The 19,893-nt window shown below is 42.9% G+C and carries 19 protein-coding genes; 18 read left to right on the forward strand and 1 reads right to left on the reverse strand.

What is annotated here, in order from left to right:
- Positions 1 to 34: 34 nt before the first annotated feature.
- From aspS to crcB (GQY27_RS11455), 8 genes are all read left to right on the forward strand, one after another.
- Positions 35 to 1,813 carry an aspartate--tRNA ligase gene (gene aspS, locus GQY27_RS11420; RefSeq protein WP_160034417.1) on the forward strand — a complete coding sequence of 593 codons (1,779 nt, stop codon included), beginning with the start codon at positions 35 to 37 and terminating at the stop codon, positions 1,811 to 1,813.
- Between the two features lie 22 nt (positions 1,814 to 1,835).
- Complete coding sequence (locus GQY27_RS11425; RefSeq protein WP_160034420.1) at positions 1,836 to 2,588, forward strand: tRNA threonylcarbamoyladenosine dehydratase; 753 nt, start codon at positions 1,836 to 1,838, stop codon at positions 2,586 to 2,588.
- 112 nt (positions 2,589 to 2,700) lie between these two features.
- Positions 2,701 to 4,002, forward strand: coding sequence for an NCS2 family permease (locus tag GQY27_RS11430; protein WP_160034422.1), 1,302 nt, complete (start codon positions 2,701 to 2,703; stop codon positions 4,000 to 4,002).
- Positions 4,003 to 4,232: 230 nt separating this feature from the next.
- Complete coding sequence (locus GQY27_RS11435) at positions 4,233 to 6,401, forward strand: HelD family protein (RefSeq protein ID WP_160034424.1); 2,169 nt, start codon at positions 4,233 to 4,235, stop codon at positions 6,399 to 6,401.
- Positions 6,402 to 7,151: 750 nt separating this feature from the next.
- On the forward strand, positions 7,152 to 7,343 hold the full coding sequence (locus tag GQY27_RS11440; protein ID WP_160034426.1) for a hypothetical protein: 192 nt from the start codon (positions 7,152 to 7,154) through the stop codon (positions 7,341 to 7,343).
- 48 nt (positions 7,344 to 7,391) lie between these two features.
- Positions 7,392 to 8,711, forward strand: coding sequence for a replication-associated recombination protein A (locus GQY27_RS11445; protein ID WP_160034428.1), 1,320 nt, complete (start codon positions 7,392 to 7,394; stop codon positions 8,709 to 8,711).
- 85 nt (positions 8,712 to 8,796) lie between these two features.
- Positions 8,797 to 9,201, forward strand: coding sequence for a fluoride efflux transporter CrcB (crcB, locus tag GQY27_RS11450; RefSeq protein WP_160034430.1), 405 nt, complete (start codon positions 8,797 to 8,799; stop codon positions 9,199 to 9,201).
- Complete coding sequence (gene crcB, locus GQY27_RS11455; RefSeq protein ID WP_160034432.1) at positions 9,198 to 9,581, forward strand: fluoride efflux transporter CrcB; 384 nt, start codon at positions 9,198 to 9,200, stop codon at positions 9,579 to 9,581. Before crcB (GQY27_RS11450) ends, crcB (GQY27_RS11455) begins: the two co-directional genes overlap by 4 nt.
- A gap of 93 nt (positions 9,582 to 9,674) precedes the next feature.
- On the opposite strand, the gene mnmA is transcribed toward crcB (GQY27_RS11455), so the two are convergent.
- The gene (gene mnmA, locus GQY27_RS11460; protein WP_442950902.1) at positions 9,675 to 10,805 is read right to left on the reverse strand and encodes a tRNA 2-thiouridine(34) synthase MnmA; all 1,131 of its coding nucleotides are present in this window, start codon (positions 10,803 to 10,805) and stop codon (positions 9,675 to 9,677) included.
- Between the two features lie 278 nt (positions 10,806 to 11,083).
- Here mnmA and cymR point away from each other — a divergent pair, with 278 nt between their 5' ends.
- The 10 genes from cymR to GQY27_RS11510 all read left to right on the forward strand — a co-directional run bounded on the left by cymR (position 11,084) and on the right by GQY27_RS11510 (position 19,823).
- Positions 11,084 to 11,503 (forward strand): cysteine metabolism transcriptional regulator CymR, encoded by a 420-nt coding sequence (gene cymR, locus GQY27_RS11465; protein ID WP_160034436.1) that lies wholly within the window; start codon positions 11,084 to 11,086, stop codon positions 11,501 to 11,503.
- 77 nt (positions 11,504 to 11,580) lie between these two features.
- A complete protein-coding gene (locus GQY27_RS11470; protein WP_236570572.1) occupies positions 11,581 to 12,669 on the forward strand; it encodes a cysteine desulfurase family protein in 1,089 nt (362 codons plus the stop codon).
- A 155-nt stretch (positions 12,670 to 12,824) separates the two neighbouring features.
- Entirely contained in the window at positions 12,825 to 13,346 is a 522-nt protein-coding gene (locus GQY27_RS11475; RefSeq protein WP_160034440.1) for a PRC-barrel domain-containing protein, read from the forward strand.
- 11 nt (positions 13,347 to 13,357) lie between these two features.
- Positions 13,358 to 13,567, forward strand: a complete 210-nt coding sequence (locus GQY27_RS11480; protein WP_160034442.1) for a YrzR-like zinc ribbon domain — start codon at positions 13,358 to 13,360, stop codon at positions 13,565 to 13,567.
- Between the two features lie 285 nt (positions 13,568 to 13,852).
- On the forward strand, positions 13,853 to 14,923 hold the full coding sequence (locus GQY27_RS11485; protein WP_160034444.1) for an AI-2E family transporter: 1,071 nt from the start codon (positions 13,853 to 13,855) through the stop codon (positions 14,921 to 14,923).
- A gap of 805 nt (positions 14,924 to 15,728) precedes the next feature.
- Complete coding sequence (gene alaS / locus GQY27_RS11490) at positions 15,729 to 18,350, forward strand: alanine--tRNA ligase (protein WP_160034446.1); 2,622 nt, start codon at positions 15,729 to 15,731, stop codon at positions 18,348 to 18,350.
- A gap of 142 nt (positions 18,351 to 18,492) precedes the next feature.
- Positions 18,493 to 18,753: an IreB family regulatory phosphoprotein gene (locus GQY27_RS11495; RefSeq protein ID WP_160034448.1), complete on the forward strand. Its 261-nt coding sequence runs from the start codon at positions 18,493 to 18,495 to the stop codon at positions 18,751 to 18,753.
- Between the two features lie 16 nt (positions 18,754 to 18,769).
- Positions 18,770 to 19,186, forward strand: coding sequence for a Holliday junction resolvase RuvX (ruvX, locus tag GQY27_RS11500; protein WP_160034450.1), 417 nt, complete (start codon positions 18,770 to 18,772; stop codon positions 19,184 to 19,186).
- Between the two features lie 13 nt (positions 19,187 to 19,199).
- Positions 19,200 to 19,508 carry a DUF1292 domain-containing protein gene (locus GQY27_RS11505; protein ID WP_160034452.1) on the forward strand — a complete coding sequence of 103 codons (309 nt, stop codon included), beginning with the start codon at positions 19,200 to 19,202 and terminating at the stop codon, positions 19,506 to 19,508.
- Positions 19,509 to 19,823 carry a DUF1292 domain-containing protein gene (locus GQY27_RS11510; RefSeq protein WP_160034454.1) on the forward strand — a complete coding sequence of 105 codons (315 nt, stop codon included), beginning with the start codon at positions 19,509 to 19,511 and terminating at the stop codon, positions 19,821 to 19,823.
- Positions 19,824 to 19,893 lie beyond the last annotated feature (70 nt).

Genomic DNA, 19,893 nt, shown 5'->3' on the forward strand with positions numbered 1-19,893 from the left:
GTGGGTGCATTATAACTATAAGGGAGCAATCACAATGAAAAGAAGTCATTATTGCGGTACACTGACGACCGAACATATTGGACAAACGGTTACACTGAACGGATGGGTACAAACTCGCCGTGACTTGGGAGGCGTCCTTTTTATCGATCTGCGTGACCGCAGTGGTATTGTACAGGTTGTATTTAACCCGGCATATTCCGGAGAAGCACTGAATATTGCAGATCGCGTTCGTTCCGAGTATGTTATTGCCGTATCAGGAACCGTAGTGAAACGTGATGAAGAAACCGTTAACGCCAACTTGCCGACAGGGCAAATTGAAGTGCAAATCACAGAAATTGAAGTACTGAATGCAGCAAAAACACCTCCATTTTTCATTGAAGATGGAATTGAAGTAGATGAGTCTCTGCGACTCAAATATCGCTATATGGACCTTCGTCGTCCTGAAATGCAAAAAACGCTTAAACTGCGTTCAAAAGCAGCAAAAGTATTCCGTGACTTCCTAGACGGACAAGATTTTGTTGAGGTAGAAACACCAATTCTGACGAAAAGTTCACCAGAAGGTGCGCGTGACTATTTGGTACCAAGCCGTGTGCATGATGGGGAGTTCTTCGCTCTTCCACAATCTCCACAAATCTACAAACAGCTGTTAATGGTGAGCGGACTTGAGCGTTACTACCAAATTGCTCGTTGTTTCCGTGACGAAGATCTTCGTGCGGACCGTCAACCTGAATTTACACAAGTCGATATCGAAACTTCCTTCTTGCAGCAGGATGATCTGCTTCCGATGATGGAAGAACTCATGGTTCAATTGTTCCGTGAAACCAAAGGAATTGAACTGGAGACTCCTTTCCAGCGTATTACGTATGCTGACGCGATGGGCAAATATGGTTCAGATAAACCAGATCTTCGCTTCGGACTGGAACTGGTAGAAATGAATGATATTGTATCCACAAGCGGAGTGAAAGTATTTGCTTCTGTCATTGAAAAAGGCGGAGAAGTAAAATGCTTAAACGCAAAAGGTTGCGGTACTTGGACGCGTAAAGAGATCGACGATCTTGGACCTTATGCAGCTCGTTATGGAGCTAAAGGGCTTGCATGGATTCAAGTAAAAGAAGGGGAATTCAAAGGACCTATCGTAAAATTCATGTCCCCTGAAGAAATTGAAGCAATTAGAGAACGTACAGGTGCAGAAGATGGAGACTTGCTGTTATTCTCTGCGGATAACAAAAAAGTGGTAGCTGATGTACTCGGAGCACTTCGATTGAAAATCGGCCGTGATCTTGGTCTGATCGATGACAACAAATTTAAGTTTGCTTGGGTCGTAGACTTCCCTCTCCTCGGATATGATGAGGATGAAAAACGTTATGTAGCGGAACATCATCCGTTCACACGTCCAAAAGACGAAGACCTTCACCTGTTCGATACAGATCCAGGTCAGATTCGTGCTCAAGCTTATGACCTTGTACTTAACGGTTATGAAGTAGGCGGCGGTTCCATGCGTATCTACAAACGTGACGTCCAAGAGAAAATGTTTAATGCAATTGGCCTATCTCCAGAAGAAGCAAATGATAAGTTTGGATATCTGATGGAAGCATTTGAATATGGCACACCACCACACGGCGGGATTGCGTTTGGATTTGACCGTCTGGTTATGCTTCTTGCAGGCCGCACAAACTTGCGTGAAACGATTGCTTTCCCGAAAACAGCAAGCGCAACAGATCTGCTTATGAACGCACCTTCCGAGGTAGATGCGAAACAACTCGAACAACTTCATATCCGAGTGGCACGTAAGGTCAAAGCAGAAAAGAATTAAGTAAGGGGGACAAAAAGTCACCATGCTACATCAATTTTCTAGAACAGAACTTGCCATTGGAGCAGAAGGCCTCGACAAACTCAAGAACAGCACAGTAGCTGTTCTTGGAATCGGGGGCGTAGGTTCTATGGCAGTCGAAGCCCTGGCGAGATCTGGAGTTGGGCGGATTATTCTAATTGATAAAGATGTCGTGGATATTACGAATATTAATCGTCAAATTCACGCACTGACCACAACAATTGGTCAGAAAAAAGCGGATCTAATGGTAGATCGAGTAAAACTCATCAATCCAGAATGTGATGCAATCGCACTAAATATGTTCTACACGGACGAAACCTATGAAGAACTTTTTAAATATGATCTAGATTATGTACTGGATGCGTCCGATACGATTATATACAAAATTCATCTGATTAAAGAATGCCGTAAGAGAGGTATTCCGATGATCTCTAGTATGGGCGCAGCGAATAAAATGGATCCAACCAAATTTGAGGTTGCGGATATTTCCAAAACCTCAATGGATCCCATTGCAAGAGTAATACGCAATAAACTTCGTAAAGAAGAAGGGATTAAAAAAGGAGTTAAAGTCGTTTTCTCTACCGAACAACCGATCAAGCCGCGTCAAGATGTGACTGAAAAGATTGTTCCTGAAAATGCACCTGAAATTCGTAAAGCAAAGCAGCCTCCGGCTAGCAATGCTTATGTCCCTCCCGTAGTTGGACTTATTATGGTCAGTGAAGCCATTCGTGATCTGCTCGCTGACATTTCTGTGTAATGTAAGAGAACTTTGTACAAACTAGATTTATCCGCGTGAACACTTAACGCTTGGTGTTCACGCTTTTCTATGTTTATAGGTGAATGTGAGGAAAGGAAAGAGGAACATAAACATGAAGCAAAATGGCTGGGCTCGTTCTCTTGGAATGAGGCAGGATGATGTAGTGAAGAAAGAAATAGGCGCGGGAATCATCTCGTATTTTGCCATTGTGTATATTGTGATGGTTAATGCTTCTATTCTGGCGGATGCAGGGATGCCGCTGCAGGCAGCAATGGTAGGTACGCTTCTGACTTCCATTGCAGGATGTTTACTGATGGCTTTTATCGGCAAATCACCTATTATTGTCGTTCCAGGTATGGGAATTAATGCATTTTTTACGTATACGCTTGTTCACTCGATGAATTTGAGCTGGCAAGAAGCACTTGCTGTAGTTACCGTAACAGGGATCCTATTTGCCGTGGTTGCTTTTACGAGTCTATATAAAGTAATCAGTGAGGCAATACCGCACAATCTGCAACATGGAATTACAGTAGGGATTGGACTCTTCCTTACGTTTATTGGGCTGCAGAAGAGCGGGATCGTGGTTGCACATCAAACGACATTTGTTACGATCGGACATTTTGATGACCCAGGAGTGCTGACTGCTTGTATAACTTTACTGCTCGCGTTTGTTCTATTTGTTCGAAATGTGCCTGGAGGTCTACTGATCAGTATGGTATCGGGAACCGTCCTTGCTTATCTGCTGGGAGCTGCGGAACTTCCTGCACAAATGATGTCGGCAGCAGAGCCTCTTCAGCAATATGGCCAGCTCTTTGCAGAGTTGTCATTTGGGGGATTTGTACAGTTATCTTTTTGGATTGCTGTATTTTTACTATTGCTTATTGTCGTCTTCGAGAACATTGGACTCATTGCATCTCACACGAGTATTATTGGCCGGCCTGAGACATTCCCTGGGAGTCTGCGTGCTCTGTCCATTACGAATGTGTTTGCCGGTATTTTCGGAACCAGTCCTGTCGTAGCTGCTGCGGAAACAACGGCAGGCATCGCTGCTGGAGGAAGGACCGGACTGACATCGTTTACAACCGCTGTACTTTTCTGCACGACATTTTTCTTCATTCCCGTTCTTACGCTGATTCCCGATAGTGCAATTGCTCCCATTCTCATTGTGATCGGTGGACTTATGGTACAAAGTGTGAAAGATATGAATTTTTCCGAATACACGGAATCTTTTCCGGCATTTTTAATTATGGTGATGATTCCGTTCACATACAGTATTGTAGATGGGATGGCTTTCGGCTTTATTGCATACCCCGTAGCCAAAATCGCTGCTGGAAAAGCAAAAGAAGTACCTAAAGTTATGTATGGAATTGCGGCTCTGTTTTTACTCAACTTTATTATTTATGCACTCTTGTGATTCAATTTCATAACTCATATAAAGGTGCTGTGAAATTGAATCTGGTAAAATAAATAAGCTGTAAATTTGTAAAAGGAAGCTTCGCCTTAAGTGGCAAGGCTTCTTTTTCTATGCAATGTAGAGACAGGGAAACAGAATAGCTTTTTTCCATCAATTGTGTTATATTGATACTCCTTTTGCGGTACGGATAAACGTCCGAATGCAAAACAATTCTTAGGAGGTAACTGAACATGGAGGAAACGTTTCAAAGTGCCTATCAAGAAGAAGAACAGAGGCTGAAAAACACAATGAAGGAAGTAGACCGGCAACTCGCTAAGTTTAAGTCTATACCTGTGTATACAGGGCATGACTTTACAGAGCAAGTGCTTGAAGCAGGACGAGAAGAGCGCCGTCAGCGTCTTTCCAAAATTGTAAATGAGCCTTATTTCGGACGTCTTGATTTTGAAGAACAGGGCACGAACCAGATGAAGCCGCTGTACATTGGCAAGGTTGGTGTAGATCGGGAAGATTATACAGACCAGCCGCTCGTAATCGATTGGCGTGCCCCAATAGCAAGTCTTTTTTATTCCTTTACGGGGGGAGAAGGGCCTGCGGAGTATGAATCTCCAGAAGGGGTCGTAGAAGGACTTGTGTATCTAAAACGAAATATCGTCATTAGACAACAAATTTTAGAACGTGTGGCAGATACCTATAATAGGGATAGTGACCAGCCGGCTGTATCAGATGAGTTTCTCGTTTACCGACTAGGTGAGAATAAAGATAATAAACTGCGTGACATTGTATCTACGATTCAGGCTGAGCAGGACCGGATCATTCGGGCAGCACGAAATACTGCGCTGATCATACAAGGGGTGGCGGGAAGTGGTAAGACGACCGTTGCTTTGCATAGACTTGCTTTTTTACTGTATCAGTATAAGGAACAAGTATCTGCAGATAAAATGATCATATTCGCACCAAATAATATGTTCCTTGATTATATTTCTAATGTACTTCCTGAACTGGGTGTAGGAGATATTCAGCAGAGTACATTTTCGGACTGGGCTCTTCAAATGCTAAACCTAGATGTACGGCTTGCCGATACGGCAGAAACACTAGAATATTGGTTTGAGAGAGAAGGAGAACTGCCTGAGATAACGGATGAAGTTCCGGGCAGGTTTAAGGGTTCAATGAAATTCATGGACATCTTGCGCAGCTGTATAGAGCAGATGGAGATGACCTCAGTTCCTGATATGGATTTCTCTCCATGGGATGGGAAGGTGCTGCCTCGGACAGAGATTATGAAATGGTTTGACGAGGAATATAAGCCTTACCCCCTTGCTAAGCGAAAAGAACGGGTGATGGCCCGGATCCACCGCTGGATCGAGATGGAGCTGAAAAAGGCCCCTTCTGCAGCGGTGCAAAAAGAGAGAAAGAAAAAAGCGTCAGCAAGAGAAAAAGCATATGCAAATAAATGGCCCAAATATGAGCCTCTTACTTTGTACAAACATATATTTAAGGCAACTAAAGGCGGAAGCGTCATTCCAGACGAAATACGAAAGCAGATTCCGCAATCAGTAATGAAATCGACGGCAGCGGATCTCAAGCAAAATGTAGTGCGAGAAGAGGACCTTCCTGCATTGGTTTACTTACATGTACTCGTCAATGAAATTTCAGGTGAACAGCGTTTTGATCATGTGGTTATTGATGAAGCACAAGATTTTTCGCCATTTCAGATTGCCTTATTGGATTTGTTTGTGAAGGGTCACTCATTTACGATTCTTGGTGATTTATCACAAGGAATTCATGCATACCGGGGAGTTCACCGGTGGGAAGAGATGAGCCAGCTTTTTGCCGAAGAACATAATGATTACTTTGCGCTTACCCGAAGTTACCGATCCACCATGGAGATTATTGAGTTTGCGAATACGATTCTCGAAAAAGGGGTGCAAAGCGGCATTACAGCGGTCCCTGTGTTCCGGAGCGGTGACGGAGTTAGACTTATTGATTATGGAGAGGATTCAAGAAAGAATGCGCTCCAAAAGGCGATGCAGCATCTAATCGATAAGGATTATAGAACGGTTTCCATTGTGACTCGTACCCTTCATGAAGCAAAGGCATTATACGAGGAGCTGAAAAGCGCTGGAGTAGAAGTGAATTTAATTGATGATGGGAAAAAGCAGTACGAGGGCGGTTACTCTGTATTGCCTGTGTATTTATCCAAAGGGCTTGAATTCGACGCAGTGATTGTAGCTGACGCTGATCAGGATCATTATGGAAACAGCTCCTGGGATGCGAAACTGCTGTATGTAGGTTGTACGCGCGCCCTCCACGAGTTGTGGCTTATGAATGGCAGTGAGCGTCCCGTTTACGTGGAGCAAGAAGCAAAAGAAGTGGTAACACACGGCTGGCCAAGCGAATAAGCTGCCTCGTGCCTGATTGTCACTAATAAAAAAGCTGGAGGATTATAGTCTCATTGATGAGAACTATGCATCGCCCTCAGCTTTTTTCGTTTAGAGCTAAAAAAGAAATGGCTTTCTTAGTCATTGTACTCATTCACCCGCGATTCTTGGAGTGGGGGCAGGATAGCTCGATTCTTTTTACGTTGAAGTTCGCGATAGTTAAAATAAAGCCGAATAAGATATACGATCCATAGGATAAGTAAATAAGAGTGGAGTAATATGGTGAATATGATATCTGTAATCATGTGTTCTAGTGAGTCTGATCCGAGTTCTCTCAACAAGGGCATCGAGTTATGATAGATGACTGTAAAATAGATTTGTACAGCACTTGTTGCCATACCGAGAATTGATGTGACTAAACTTGGCCAAAAACTCCTCATCTCGGACGCAATTATTTGATCTGTCAAAACAGTAGTTTTTAGCTCACGATATTCTCTCCTAAAATAGATAGATAAAAGAGTAACAGTTATTGCAAAACAGACACTATATTCTAACAAGAGGATATCTTGATCATAGTGATACGATAGAAAAAAACGACCTAATAAAATGATATTGACGGATAGAGCTGTCGTAATCGGGTAATATTTAGAAACTTTCATAAATTAATCTCTCACCTACCCTTTTAAGATTAACTAATATTACCATATAAAAAAGGGTTTCAAGCAGCTGAACTGGAATTTTAAAAAATAAGTATGTTATGGAGGTGTTCTCATGAGATGCGGCGCCAAACGGTACGTTGTGATTACAGAAGCAGGCGGTCAAACCAAGGAAACGATTGTAAAAGCCAGAACTGCTATAGAAGCAAGGAAAGTGATTCGTAAACAATATGGACCTTCGGTTCCTATTCAGAATGTATATGTATTGCCAGAAGAACAAGTTCAAGAAGGCAGTATGTTATCATAGAAGATAGAGTGTTAAAGGTCTTAAGTAAGTAAAGGAAGTGAATGCATCATGGATTTATTCTCGTTTAGTCAGGATTCAGAGCCAAAAGCAAGGCTTCTTGCTGACCGGATGCGGCCACAGAACCTAGATGAATATATTGGTCAGGAACATATCGTAGGTCCGGGAAAGCTGCTTAGACGAGCGATTGAAGCAGACCAGGTATCTTCCATTCTTTTATATGGACCGCCTGGATGCGGAAAAACAACACTTGCACACATTATTTCTCATCATACAAAGGGACATTTCGTTCGTCTTAATGCGGTTGATGCGACGGTTAAAGATGTTCGTGAAGTAATAGATCAAGCCCAGAATAATAAAGCAATGTATGGAACGAAGACCATCTTATTTCTGGATGAAGTTCACCGTTTTAACAGCTCAAGGCAGGATGCGCTTCTCCCTGCTGTCGAGAAAGGGACGATTATTTTTATCGGTGCAACAACGGAAAATCCTTTTCATTATGTAAATGGTGCCCTTCTCAGCCGTTCGACTTTGTTTCAGTTAGAATCTTTAACGAAAGAACATTCGTTAGCAGCGATGAGAAGAGCACTGCAGGACTCAGAAAAAGGGCTTGGATTCATGGATATTGCTGCCGATGAAGAAGCACTTCTCCACATTGCCACGATGGCTAATGGGGATATTCGCAGAGCGCTGAATGCGCTGGAACTGGCAGCGCTCACTACGCCTCCCCAGCAGGATGGAACGGTGCATATTACGCTTGCGGTAGCGGAGGAATCGATACGCCGGCCGATTGTCAAAGCGGACGAGTCAACCCAGTATGACGTTTTATCCGCCTTTCATAAAAGTATCCGCGGATCAAGTGATGCCGCCTTATTCTGGTTTTTATATGCTGTAGAAAAGCTCGGTATGGACCCAATGGTGTTTATCCGCAGACTAATTGCGGCATGCAGTGAAGATATTGGACTTGCTAGTCCAAATGCAATGGTACAGGCTGTTGCTGCGCTGGATGCCTACCGTAATAACGGCTGGCCCGAAGCAAAACTGAATATTGCGCAGGCTATATTATTTGCTGTGGAAAGTCCAAAATCGAACCGGGTATATACGGCGATTTCAAGCGCGATGAATGCCATTGAGGAACTGAAGTCGGCCGATGTTCCCTTACATCTTAGAGATGGTCATTACAAAGGTTCTGTACAGCTTGGTCATGTCGGCTACCAATATCCGCATCATTTTCCGGGACATTATGTAGAACAGCAGTACTTGCCTAAAGAAATTAGTAATTACGTTTTCTACGAAGCTTCGGAACAAGGGAATGAAGCGAAGATTAAGGTTAACCAGGACCGTAGGCGTATACGCAATCAAGGGCGCTAACCATAGAATTAAATGGGGATGGGCAGAGAGAAATTTTGTATTGGTTTTAGTCCTAGTAATGTGTATAAAGGGGAACTTCGGAGTTATGAGAGAACTGATATATGTTGGAGCAGGCGGTTTTCTGGGCACGATTCTTAGGTATGTAGTCCAGTTAGGGCTGGAGCCTGCATCTTCTAATTTTCCACTAGCGGTGCTACTGATCAATTTAGCAGGATGCCTTTTTTTAGGGTGGTTTTTCACCATTACCCCAGCGAAGTGGCGGATCTCTGCTGAATGGAGATTACTTATCGGTACAGGGTTTACGGGGGCATTTACTACCTTTTCTACTTTTTCGGTAGATAGTATTCATCTGTTCCAGGGTCGTCAAGTGGGACTAGCAGTAGGCTACATTTTGCTCAGTGTGGTTATTGGACTGCTTATGAGCTTTATCGGTATAAAAGCAGGGGAACGGATGACTTCCTCCCGCTATCCAGGGGAGAGTAAACAATGATTTGGTTAGCAGGATTGGGCGGGATTGCCGGAGCTATTATGAGATACTCGTTAGGACGTTACATCATGAAAAGAGTAAACGATGATTCGTCGCACCCATTTCCATTTGGAACTTGGATTATTAATATCAGCGGATCGCTTTTGCTTGGTGTATTGTTCGGTTTATCAAAAGCACAGCTGTTATCCTCTGTATGGTGGGCAGTGCTTGGCACTGGATTTTGCGGAGCGTATACCACGTTCTCCACATTAGGATATGAGACGATGCAGCTGATTACTGCAAATAAGATACGCAAAGCCTGCTTGTATGTGATTAGTTCCGTTACGTTAGGGCTTATCGCTGCTTGGATCGGAATCTGGGTTGTCAGCCTCTTCATTCATTAAGGGACAGGATGGAGAAGATTTTTCTTATAGGCAGGAAAAAAGCCATCCTTCATGGTAATACATGAGGGATGGCTTATATTTTTTATTTCTGTTTTATACCAGGATGTTAGACTCATAGGGTATTTTTTCAACTTGATCAATCGTTCCGCCACCAAGACATACGTCACCATCATAGAAAACAACGGCTTGTCCCGGAGTGATTGCCTTTTGCTGTTGATCAAAAGCAACATGAACCGTACCGTCTTCACGCCATGTCAGAGTAACACCTTGATCAGGCTGACGATATCTGAACTTGGCAGTGCAATGGAATGGTTCCTTCGGTGTTTGGTCGCTGCCCGCAATCCAGTTCACACCTGTCGCAATAAGTCCTGTTGAATACAGGCTTGGATGCTGATCACCTTGAACGACGTAAAGGATGTTCTTCGTAAGATCCTTGTCAGCTACAAACCAAGGTTGTCCGTTACCTGAACCGCCGATACCCAGACCTTGACGTTGCCCGAGGGTGTAGTACATGAGTCCATCGTGCCGGCCCTTTACTTCACCAGTCTCGATGTCCACCATGTCTCCGGATTTAGCTGGCAAATAACCAGAAAGGAATTCTTTGAAATTACGTTCACCTATAAAACATACGCCTGTACTGTCTTTTTTCTTAGCAGTATATAGACCTGCCTCCTCCGCTAAGCGCCGAACTTCAGGTTTAGGAAGGTGCCCAATAGGGAACATCGCTCTAGAAAGCTGTTCTTGACTGAGGGCATTCAGGAAGTAAGTTTGATCCTTGTTATTGTCTACGCCGCGAAGAAGTGTGTATTTCCCATCTTCTTGAACGAGTCTTGCATAATGTCCTGTTGCCACATAATCTGCGCCAAGATCAAGCGCTTTGTTAAGAAATTCTCCGAACTTGATCTCGCGGTTGCACATGACATCAGGATTCGGTGTCCGTCCGGACTTATATTCATCGAGGAAATAGGAGAATACTTTATCAAAATATTCCTTCTCGAAGTTAACTGTATAATAAGGGATATCCAGTTGTTCACAGACGCGGCGGACATCTTCCGCATCATCTTCTGCCGTGCAGTGTCCGAATTCATCGGTGTCGTCCCAGTTTTTCATGAAAATACCGATGACGTCGTAACCCTGCTCTTTGAGTAGCAGTGCTGTGACGGAGGAATCAACCCCTCCCGACATGCCGACGATGACGCGGGTGTTTTTGTTGTCGTTAGACATCGTCATCACCATCTTTAATTAGAATGTTTTTACGCGTTTTATTGTAACACATTCGTGGTTAACTTACGATAGAATGGAAAAACTGTGTTTATGTCCTTCCAGGACGGACATTTTTACTATTATCGTCAAGGTTTATTTTCCATATTCACTGTTATTATGTTACCATTATCAAAGGGTTATGATCGGAATAGAGTGGATTGGTGAAATATAGAAAAATACAAAGAGACTTTTACTGATATAACATGCACATGACTATAAATTAATGAGGTGTACCTACTTTGAAAATATCAACCAAAGGCCGTTATGGATTAACAATTATGATGGAACTCTCTGGTCGTTTTGGCGAAGGACCGACTTCACTGAAAAGTATTGCAGAGAAAAATCAACTTTCGGAACATTATCTAGAGCAACTCATCGCTCCCCTTCGTAATGCGGGACTCGTAAAAAGTATTCGCGGTGCGTACGGCGGATATATTTTAGCTCGTGAGCCTCACACGATTACAGCAGGAGACGTAATACGTGTACTTGAAGGACCGATCTCGCCGGTTGACTTTACAGAAGAAGATGATCCGGCAAAACGTGATTTATGGATCCGTATCCGAAACAGTATTGCGGATGTGCTTGATTCGACAACATTACAAGATCTTATCTCTTATGAAGAAAAATCCGACGCGGATAACTATATGTTCTATATTTAATGCGGGGTGAAAAGAAAGTGAATATCTACTTGGATCATGCTGCATCTACTCCTGTGCATCCAGAAGTTGCCACTTCAATGTTTGAGGTAATGACTGGCCAGTTCGGTAACGCATCAAGCGTGCACGCTTTCGGGCGTGCCGCAAAGCGTTCCGTAAGTGAAGCTAGGGATAAGATGGCGGCTTATTTGGGCTCTTCTCCGGACGAGCTTGTTTTTACTTCGGGTGGAACAGAGAGTGATAACTTAGCCATCTTTGGCATAGCAGCTGCAGCGCAGCATAAAGGAAAACATATCATCACAAGTCAAATTGAGCACCATGCAGTGCTTCATGCTTGTAAGTCACTGGAGAAGCAAGGGTATGAAGTTACGTATCTCCCAGTTGATTCCTATGGAATGATCGACACAGCTGATGTAGAGGCAGCGATTAGACCAGATACGATTTTGATTAGCATTATGTATGTCAATAATGAAGTAGGCACAGTCCAAAATGTGGGAGAGATTGGCCAGATTGCAAAAGCTCATGACATTCCTTTTCACGTGGATGCCGTGCAAGCACTCGGTTCTATTCCAATACATCTACACCAGTTGCCTGTAGATCTGATGAGTTTTTCTGCTCACAAAATTAATGGACCTCAAGGGATTGGACTGCTGTATGTCCGCAAAGGAATGAAGCTTGAGCCAATGGCCCATGGCGGGCTGCAGGAACGCAAGCGTCGTGCAGGTACAGAGAATATGGCAGGGATCGCCGGTTTTGCTAAAGCACTGGAAATCCTAGAGAAGACGATGGAGGAACGGATGCTTCAGGATGCGGCTCTGCGTCAATTTTTTATTGAAGAGCTACAAAAAGAAGCAGGAGAAAATGCGGTCGTTGTCAACGGACATCCGCATCAAACGGTATCACACATTGTGAATGTCAGTTTCCCAGAAGTGAAAACAGAAACGATGCTGATGAATTTAGATGTAGAAGGAATTGCTGCGGCAAGCGGCTCAGCCTGTACATCGGGTTCTCTTGAACGTTCTCATGTCCTTGAAGCTATGAATTTGCCAAAAGAAATTATGGATTCAGCGATTCGATTTAGCTTTGGTTTGGGTAATAGTAAAAAAGATTTGGAATATACGGCAAAAAAAGTTGGAACCATCCTGAAACGCCTGCGTAGTAGAGCGTAAGGGTTTCCTTGTTTAAGGACGAAGGAGGGATTATTACGTCTGTTGTCACCAGCCTAAATGGAAAGGTATCTAATCTTAATATGTTTTCTTGTGCATACTAAGAGGAGTATACGATTTCATAATTGACTCTAGGTGATGAAAGGGATAATCCTGTCATGAAATTTCAAGAAATGATTGGACTTGCTGTATTCGATATCGAAGAAGGCAAGAAGATCGGTAAAATTTGCGATTTTATTTTAACAACTGATTGGCAGCTTGCCGGAATTGAATTGGATGGAAGATCTCTTTTTTCTAAACAAGTCAAAACGGTGTCTTGGGAAGACATCCTTGCTTATGGCAACGATGCTGTAATGATTCGAAACAAACAGGCTGTCCATAAAACGGAAGCTGACAACATAAAATATAGTTATTTAAAAGGACATCATAAACTCAGGGATATGACCGTGATGACGCAGGAAGGTCTGCAACTCGGACGGATTACCGATGTTTATTTTGACCAAAAAATGGGAAAGAATATATTAGGACTTGAAATCAGTGATGGTTTTGTAATGGATCTGATGGAAGGTCGAAAATGGTTGCCTCGCACGGATGATATGAAGATAGGTGAACATACAGTCGTAGTTCCTACGGCAAGCGAGCAGCATTTAGTAGATGCTATTCATTCTGTTAACGGATAGGTGGAAATGTAATGAAATGTCCAAATTGTAACTCAAAAGATATAGGTAAAATTGGTTCTCATCAATTCTATTGTTGGGGATGTTTTATAGAACTAAATGTGAATGGTGAAAAAATGTCGGTGTATCAAGTAGAAGAAGACGGTACACTGAGTTCCCTTGACGATCTTTTCTTTGGAGAAGAGATCGTTCAAGAATATCCAGGAATTCACCTCGCTCCTTAACCTTTGTTGATAACTTCCTCTATAAACGGTCTATCACACTTTTGTCGTTAGCACTTCTGACTTAGAGGCAGGATAAGGTACATAGGGGACGAAGACTCCAATATAAATAGAATGCTTTTCTATATAGAAACACTTGCGCAGCTTGAGATCATTTTTTCGAGCTGTACAAGTGTTTTTGTATTTTTACAGAGGAGGCAAGCAGATTTCACCTCGATCTTCAGGATTAATTTATCCACTCATTACATATACTTACAAGGATAAGCCTGTCCGAGGAGGAAACTTACTGTGGAACAACTATCAAAAAACAAGCTGTTCCGTTACGGACTGCTCGTGCTGCTGGCCCTCGTCATTCTGTATTTTGTGTGGCTGCTGCGTCCCATGCTACTAGGAATTTACGGTTTTTTAAAAGCCATATTTGCCCCTTTTCTTGTGGCATTAATTATTTCATATGTACTTAATCCTATTGTTTCTATGCTTGGGGGACGTAAAGTTCCGCGTACCATCGCCGTTCTGCTTATCTATGCTGTATTTCTGACATCTTTGGCAGTCATTTTGATGAATGTCATACCCATGTTTATCCAGCAATTGGAGCAACTGAATGAACATTTACCAGAACTAAATATGCATGCTCAAAGCTTGCTGAATAATATGAACAGTAATCTTATTCCACCAGGCGTTCGTGTAGGAATCAATGGCTGGATGTATCAGATGGAGAATAAGCTGGCTTCCGGCATTTCTGTTTTTATGGATAATATCGGGGCTACCATCAGCACCATTTTTAATATTTTCATCGTACCTTTCTTAATCTTTTATATGCTCAAAGATTTTGATGTGATGGAAAAAGCCGTTGTTTCCTATTTACCCCGGACGCAGCGGAAATCAATTGTTATGCTTCTTAAAGAGATTGATACTGCCCTTGGTAATTATATAAGAGGACAATTCCTGGTGTGTATTATTGTGGGTGTGTTTGCCTATATTGGTTATATGGTGATCGGAATGCCTTATGCACTTATACTAGCAAGTATGGTGAGTGTGTTTAACATCGTCCCCTATTTGGGACCGTTTCTTGGGGCAGCACCTGCCGTAGTGATGGCTTCCACCATATCCGTAAAAATGTTGATCTTCGTCATTGTCGTAAATACTCTATGTCAAATTCTCGAAAGTAATGTGATCTCTCCTCAGGTTGTGGGGAGAACGCTTCATTTACATCCATTGACCATTATTTTTGCTCTGCTCGTAGGAGGAGAACTGGCAGGAATTGTGGGGTTAATTCTAGCTGTTCCGGTCTTTGCGGTGTTAAAGGTGGTATGCCAGCATTTCTTCTTGTACTATATCAAGCGTAAAACCATTGAGTAGCGAATGAATCAGGAGATTGTAAATAGAAGTTTCTATTCTCAGATATGCCTTTACAAAAGCTCCTTAATGGACCGGCGAAGACTCAGTAAAGAACCTGATGAGCTCAGCCTGCTTGCATTGACACCATTCTGCTCTAAAGATATAATCGGATATATATGTATATCGTAAATACAGTGATGAAATCAAGTACGTCAGGGTGTTTCTACAGAGAAAGGACTCCTACTATCTAAGGTACAAATTGCTTTTTGGATAGCAGGCTGGAAGAGTCCTGAAATGAAGCGGCGGAAAGCTAATTTCGGAGTGCGGTTAAAAGCCGCCGGATGACCTCCGTTATCGGGTTCTAACAAGGCGATCGCCCGTTTTACTCTTTTGCTTAAGACATGCTTTTTGCATAGCTTGCAATAGAATGTAATGGCGATAACCAGGGTGGTACCGCGAACTTCTCGTCCCTGATTTATTCAGGGGCGTTTTTTTGTTCTTTTACAAGATTTTTTATAAGAGAAGTTCCGCTCGTTTTTTGTATCTGTTACTCCTTACTCCTGTTTTTTAGTATAGGGAGTAACCTTTTCAATCTTTATATTTTTTAGCCCGGTAGATATGGGCATGAACTTTGCGTAATAAACGAATTGGCTCATAGGAGCGAAGCGATCGTATTTGGTTTGAAATTCAGGGGAGGGAGAATTATTCTCCAGCCCAGTGTTTAAACCAACGACGACCGAGAGACAAATCGTTTATGGAGCAGCAAAAGTTTGAGCAATCATACCGGAGCTAATCCAATATACAATTTAAACCGGAGGTTATGACCATGAAGGCAAGTGAAATCCGTTCCAAATGGATCGAGTTTTTTAAAACCAAAAATCATAAAATTGAACCGAGTGCATCGCTTGTACCTCATAACGATCCCTCTCTATTATGGATCAATGCAGGTATGGCGCCGCTTAAACCTTACTTTGACGGCCGTGTAAAACCGGAGAACCCGCGTATTGCTAACTCACAGAAATGTATTCGTACCAATGATATTGAGAATGTAGGGAAAACACGCAGACACCATACGTTCTTTGAGATGTTGGGGAACTTCTCCATCGGTGACTATTTCAAAGAAGAAGCAGTAACGTGGGCATGGGAATTCTTAACTGATAAAAAATGGATCGGTTTTGATCCGGAGCGCTTGTCTGTTACGGTGTACCCAGAAGACGAGGAAGCTTTCAAACTGTGGAATGAAAAAATCGGTTTACCTGCAGAGCGTATCATTAAATTAGAAGAGAATTTCTGGGATATCGGTGAAGGTCCTTGCGGTCCTTGTACAGAAATTTTCTATGACCGCGGAGAAGCGTACGGCAATGACCCTGAGGATCCAGAACTGTATCCTGGCGGAGAAAATGAACGTTATCTTGAAGTTTGGAACCTTGTATTCTCCCAGTTCAACCATAACAAAGACGGCAGCTACACGCCGCTTCCGAACAAGAACATTGATACAGGTGCTGGGCTCGAGCGTTTTGCATCCATTTTGCAGAACGTAGACTCTAACTTTGATACGGATCTATTTCAGCCTACCATTCAGCGTACCGCAGAAATGGCTGGTGTGAAATATAACGACAGCGTAGAAATTGATGTAGCACTCAAAGTTATTGCTGACCATGTTCGTACGGTAGCTTTTGCAGTTGGTGATGGGGTACTTCCTTCTAATGAAGGCCGTGGATATGTCATCCGCAGATTGCTGCGCCGTGCCGTTCGTTATGGAAAAGTACTTGGACTCGATCGTCCATTTATGTATGAGCTGACACAGCAGGTTGCTGATGTAATGGGCGTATACTATCCAGAGGTCGTAGAAAAACGCGAATTCATTGCGAAGGTAATTAAAACGGAAGAAGAACGCTTCCATGAAACGTTAAGCGATGGTCTTGCTATTCTTGCTGATATTAGCGGACAAGCAAAAGCAAATGGAATAAATATGATCAGCGGCAGCGATGCTTTTAAATTATACGACACCTATGGTTTCCCATTTGATCTTACCGAAGATTATGCAGCGGAACATGGGCTAACAGTTGACCGCGAAGGCTTTGATAAAGCAATGGAAGAACAACGGAATCGTGCACGTTCAGCACGCCAAGATAACGCTAGTATGAAAATTCAAGGCGGAGCAATCTCGGAGCTTACGGTTAAAAGTGAATTTGTTGGATATAATGACCTCGTGACTGAAGCGAAAGTCGCAGCGATTATTCGTGACGAACAGATGGTGGATTCCGTAAGTGAAGGTGATACTTGTCAGGTTGTTCTAGATCGTACTTCTTTCTATGCGGAAAGCGGCGGTCAAGTGAGTGACGAAGGGATTTTGCGCGGTGAGAGTGTTCTTGCTACAGTAAAAGGTCTCTTTAAAGCGCCTCTTGGACAACATGTTCATATGGTAACCATCGATTCGGGGGAACTTCGTGTTGGAGATACGATCAAGGCTGAAGTAGATAAAACCAGTCGTGAAGCGATTGTAAAAAATCATACAGCAACACATTTGTTGCATAAGGCACTAAAAGAAGTGTTAGGAGACCATGTTAATCAGGCAGGTTCTCTTGTAGAACCAGGACGCTTGCGGTTTGACTTTTCTCATTTTGGCGGTATTTCACCAGAAGAACTGGCTGTTATTGAACGTAAAGTAAATGAACAAATCTGGAGACAAATTCCGGTTGTTATCGAATACAAATCCATTGATGAAGCAAAAGCAATGGGGGCTATGGCTCTATTCGGTGAAAAGTATGGTGATATTGTTCGCGTTGTACAGGTGGGTGATTACAGCCTAGAACTGTGCGGAGGTTGTCATGTGAATAATACGTCGGAGATTGGTTTGTTTAAACTTGTGAGTGAAAGCGGAATTGGGTCTGGCGTAAGACGGATCGAAGCTTTGACAGGACGCGGTGCATATGAATACATGGAAAGTCAGTTAGAACTTTTGAAACAAGCAGCAGCTTCGCTCAAATCGAATCTAAATGATGTGCCTAAACGTATTGATGCATTGCATGTCCAGGTCAAGGAACTCGCTCGTGAGAATGAATCCTTACAAGGAAAACTTAGCTCCATCGAAGCAGGACAACTTACGGATAAAGTAGTTCAGCACGGAGATACCAAAGTTCTTACGGCTCGCGTTGAAGCAGCGGGAATGGATACACTTCGTACACTTGCTGATGAGCTTAAAGTGAAATTGCCTGATACGGTGATTGTTCTTGGTGCTGCAGCAGAAGAAAAAGTTAACTTCGTTGTCATTGTCCCACAAGACCAAGTGAAAAAAGGCCTGCATGCAGGTAAAATTGTGAAAGAAGTCGCTGCAGTATGCGGTGGCGGTGGCGGTGGACGCCCTGATATGGCTCAAGCTGGTGGTAAAGATGCGACTAAACTTGATGAAGCACTTCGTCTTGCTGAACAAATTATTGCGGGATAAGGTTTTATAACGTTTACAAAAAACAAAATATTCTCACTTTCCTGCTATACTTACAGAGGACAGAATATGTTATTATAAAGAAGAAATCAATTCGGCATACCAAAATGAATAATTTTGATTTATGCAGAAGCGAGGTGTCGTTATGGACTCCATGGATAAGACAGTTAAATTTAATGTGAAAGGCGATGTGGAGGAGGCTTCTGCACAAGAGATTCTTCTTAAAGTGTATGACTCCCTTCAAGAAAAAGATTACAACCCCATTAATCAAATGGTGGGCTATCTTATTTCCGGGGATCCTGCTTATATCCCGCGCCACAACAATGCAAGAAGTCTGGTCCGCAAAAAAGAACGCGACGAACTGATTGAAGAATTAGTACGTTCTTATCTGGCCAACCACCGATAAGAATAAGGAGAAATGAATGAAGATCTTAGGCTTAGATTATGGCGACCGCAGAATTGGCGTTGCGCTTAGTGACGCCTTTGGCTGGACTGCTCAGGGTTTAGAAGTTATTGAACGGCGCCGCGAAGGGGACGAGATTGTACGAATCACTGAACTTGTCAAAATGAATGAGGTTAGTGAAATCGTCGTCGGGTTGCCCAAAAACATGAACGGCACCGTGGGTCCTCGTGGTGAGATCTGCATTGAATTTGCAGAAACGCTACGGGAAACATTGGACTTGCCCGTACACCTATGGGATGAAAGGCTCAGCACCGTTTCGGCGGAACGTACGCTGGTTGATGCCGACGTAAGCCGAAAGAAGCGTAAAAAGGTTGTGGACAAAATGGCCGCAAGCCTAATATTACAAAATTATTTAGATGCCAAAAGTACAAGGTGAGGGGGAGTTTACTATGACTGATATTCAAATGGGTATGGAAGAGGATCGCGAGATCATTTATATTACGGACGAAGAAGGTAATGACGAAGAGTTTGAGGTGCTCATGACCTTTGATGTAGATGGCTCAGACGCTAAATATATGATGGTTGTTCCAGTCGATGTGAACGAGGACGAAGAAGAGTCTGAGGTTTATGCCTTCCGTTATGAAGAAGAAGGGGACGACATCAAACTATTTATGATTCAAGATGAAGCAGAATGGGCGATTGTGGAAGAAACTTTTAATACTCTCGTCGATTCAGAAGACGACGAGGAGAATGTATAGATGACCGATTTTCCTTTTACAAGAGCGGATCTAACCATTACGACTCGCTTACAAGAAGCATTTGGAACAGAGGTAGAGCTCGAAGAAGCGAATGGTAAATCTGTTCCTTATGAATTGCTCGCTGAGTTTGAAGTGCAAGGTCAGGGTTATGCTGTATTGCAATCCTTAACAAGTAAGAATGAGGAATATGAACTTTTGCGTGTGGAATTTACAGCAGAAGGACTTCCCGAACTTCATACCATTGAAGATGATGAAGAATGGGAAAATATTGCGGAACTCTATGATGAATGGTCATTACCTGACGATCAAGGTTAATATGAGGAGGCACCTCTACCGAGGTGCCTGCTTTGTATGTTATTATAGAATTCTTGGGTATACTTACTTA

It is taken from the genome of Paenibacillus sp. An7, assembly GCF_009870785.1.
In the GTDB taxonomy this organism is placed as follows: Bacteria; Bacillota; Bacilli; order Paenibacillales; family Paenibacillaceae; genus Paenibacillus.

Bases quoted from the DNA above. Each gene is read 5' to 3' on its own strand.
- aspS (WP_160034417.1), top strand. From the start codon at position 35: ATGAAAAGAAGTCATTATTGCGGTACACTGACGACCGAACATATTGGA.
- GQY27_RS11425 (WP_160034420.1), top strand. From the start codon at position 1,836: ATGCTACATCAATTTTCTAGAACAGAACTTGCCATTGGAGCAGAAGGC.
- GQY27_RS11430 (WP_160034422.1), top strand. From the start codon at position 2,701: ATGAAGCAAAATGGCTGGGCTCGTTCTCTTGGAATGAGGCAGGATGAT.
- GQY27_RS11435 (WP_160034424.1), top strand. From the start codon at position 4,233: ATGGAGGAAACGTTTCAAAGTGCCTATCAAGAAGAAGAACAGAGGCTG.
- GQY27_RS11440 (WP_160034426.1), top strand. From the start codon at position 7,152: ATGAGATGCGGCGCCAAACGGTACGTTGTGATTACAGAAGCAGGCGGT.
- GQY27_RS11445 (WP_160034428.1), top strand. From the start codon at position 7,392: ATGGATTTATTCTCGTTTAGTCAGGATTCAGAGCCAAAAGCAAGGCTT.
- crcB (WP_160034430.1), top strand. From the start codon at position 8,797: ATGAGAGAACTGATATATGTTGGAGCAGGCGGTTTTCTGGGCACGATT.
- crcB (WP_160034432.1), top strand. From the start codon at position 9,198: ATGATTTGGTTAGCAGGATTGGGCGGGATTGCCGGAGCTATTATGAGA.
- mnmA (WP_442950902.1), bottom strand. From the start codon at position 10,805: ATGTCTAACGACAACAAAAACACCCGCGTCATCGTCGGCATGTCGGGA.
- GQY27_RS11470 (WP_236570572.1), top strand. From the start codon at position 11,581: ATGTTTGAGGTAATGACTGGCCAGTTCGGTAACGCATCAAGCGTGCAC.
- GQY27_RS11475 (WP_160034440.1), top strand. From the start codon at position 12,825: ATGAAATTTCAAGAAATGATTGGACTTGCTGTATTCGATATCGAAGAA.
- GQY27_RS11480 (WP_160034442.1), top strand. From the start codon at position 13,358: ATGAAATGTCCAAATTGTAACTCAAAAGATATAGGTAAAATTGGTTCT.
- alaS (WP_160034446.1), top strand. From the start codon at position 15,729: ATGAAGGCAAGTGAAATCCGTTCCAAATGGATCGAGTTTTTTAAAACC.
- GQY27_RS11495 (WP_160034448.1), top strand. From the start codon at position 18,493: ATGGACTCCATGGATAAGACAGTTAAATTTAATGTGAAAGGCGATGTG.
- ruvX (WP_160034450.1), top strand. From the start codon at position 18,770: ATGAAGATCTTAGGCTTAGATTATGGCGACCGCAGAATTGGCGTTGCG.
- GQY27_RS11505 (WP_160034452.1), top strand. From the start codon at position 19,200: ATGACTGATATTCAAATGGGTATGGAAGAGGATCGCGAGATCATTTAT.
- GQY27_RS11510 (WP_160034454.1), top strand. From the start codon at position 19,509: ATGACCGATTTTCCTTTTACAAGAGCGGATCTAACCATTACGACTCGC.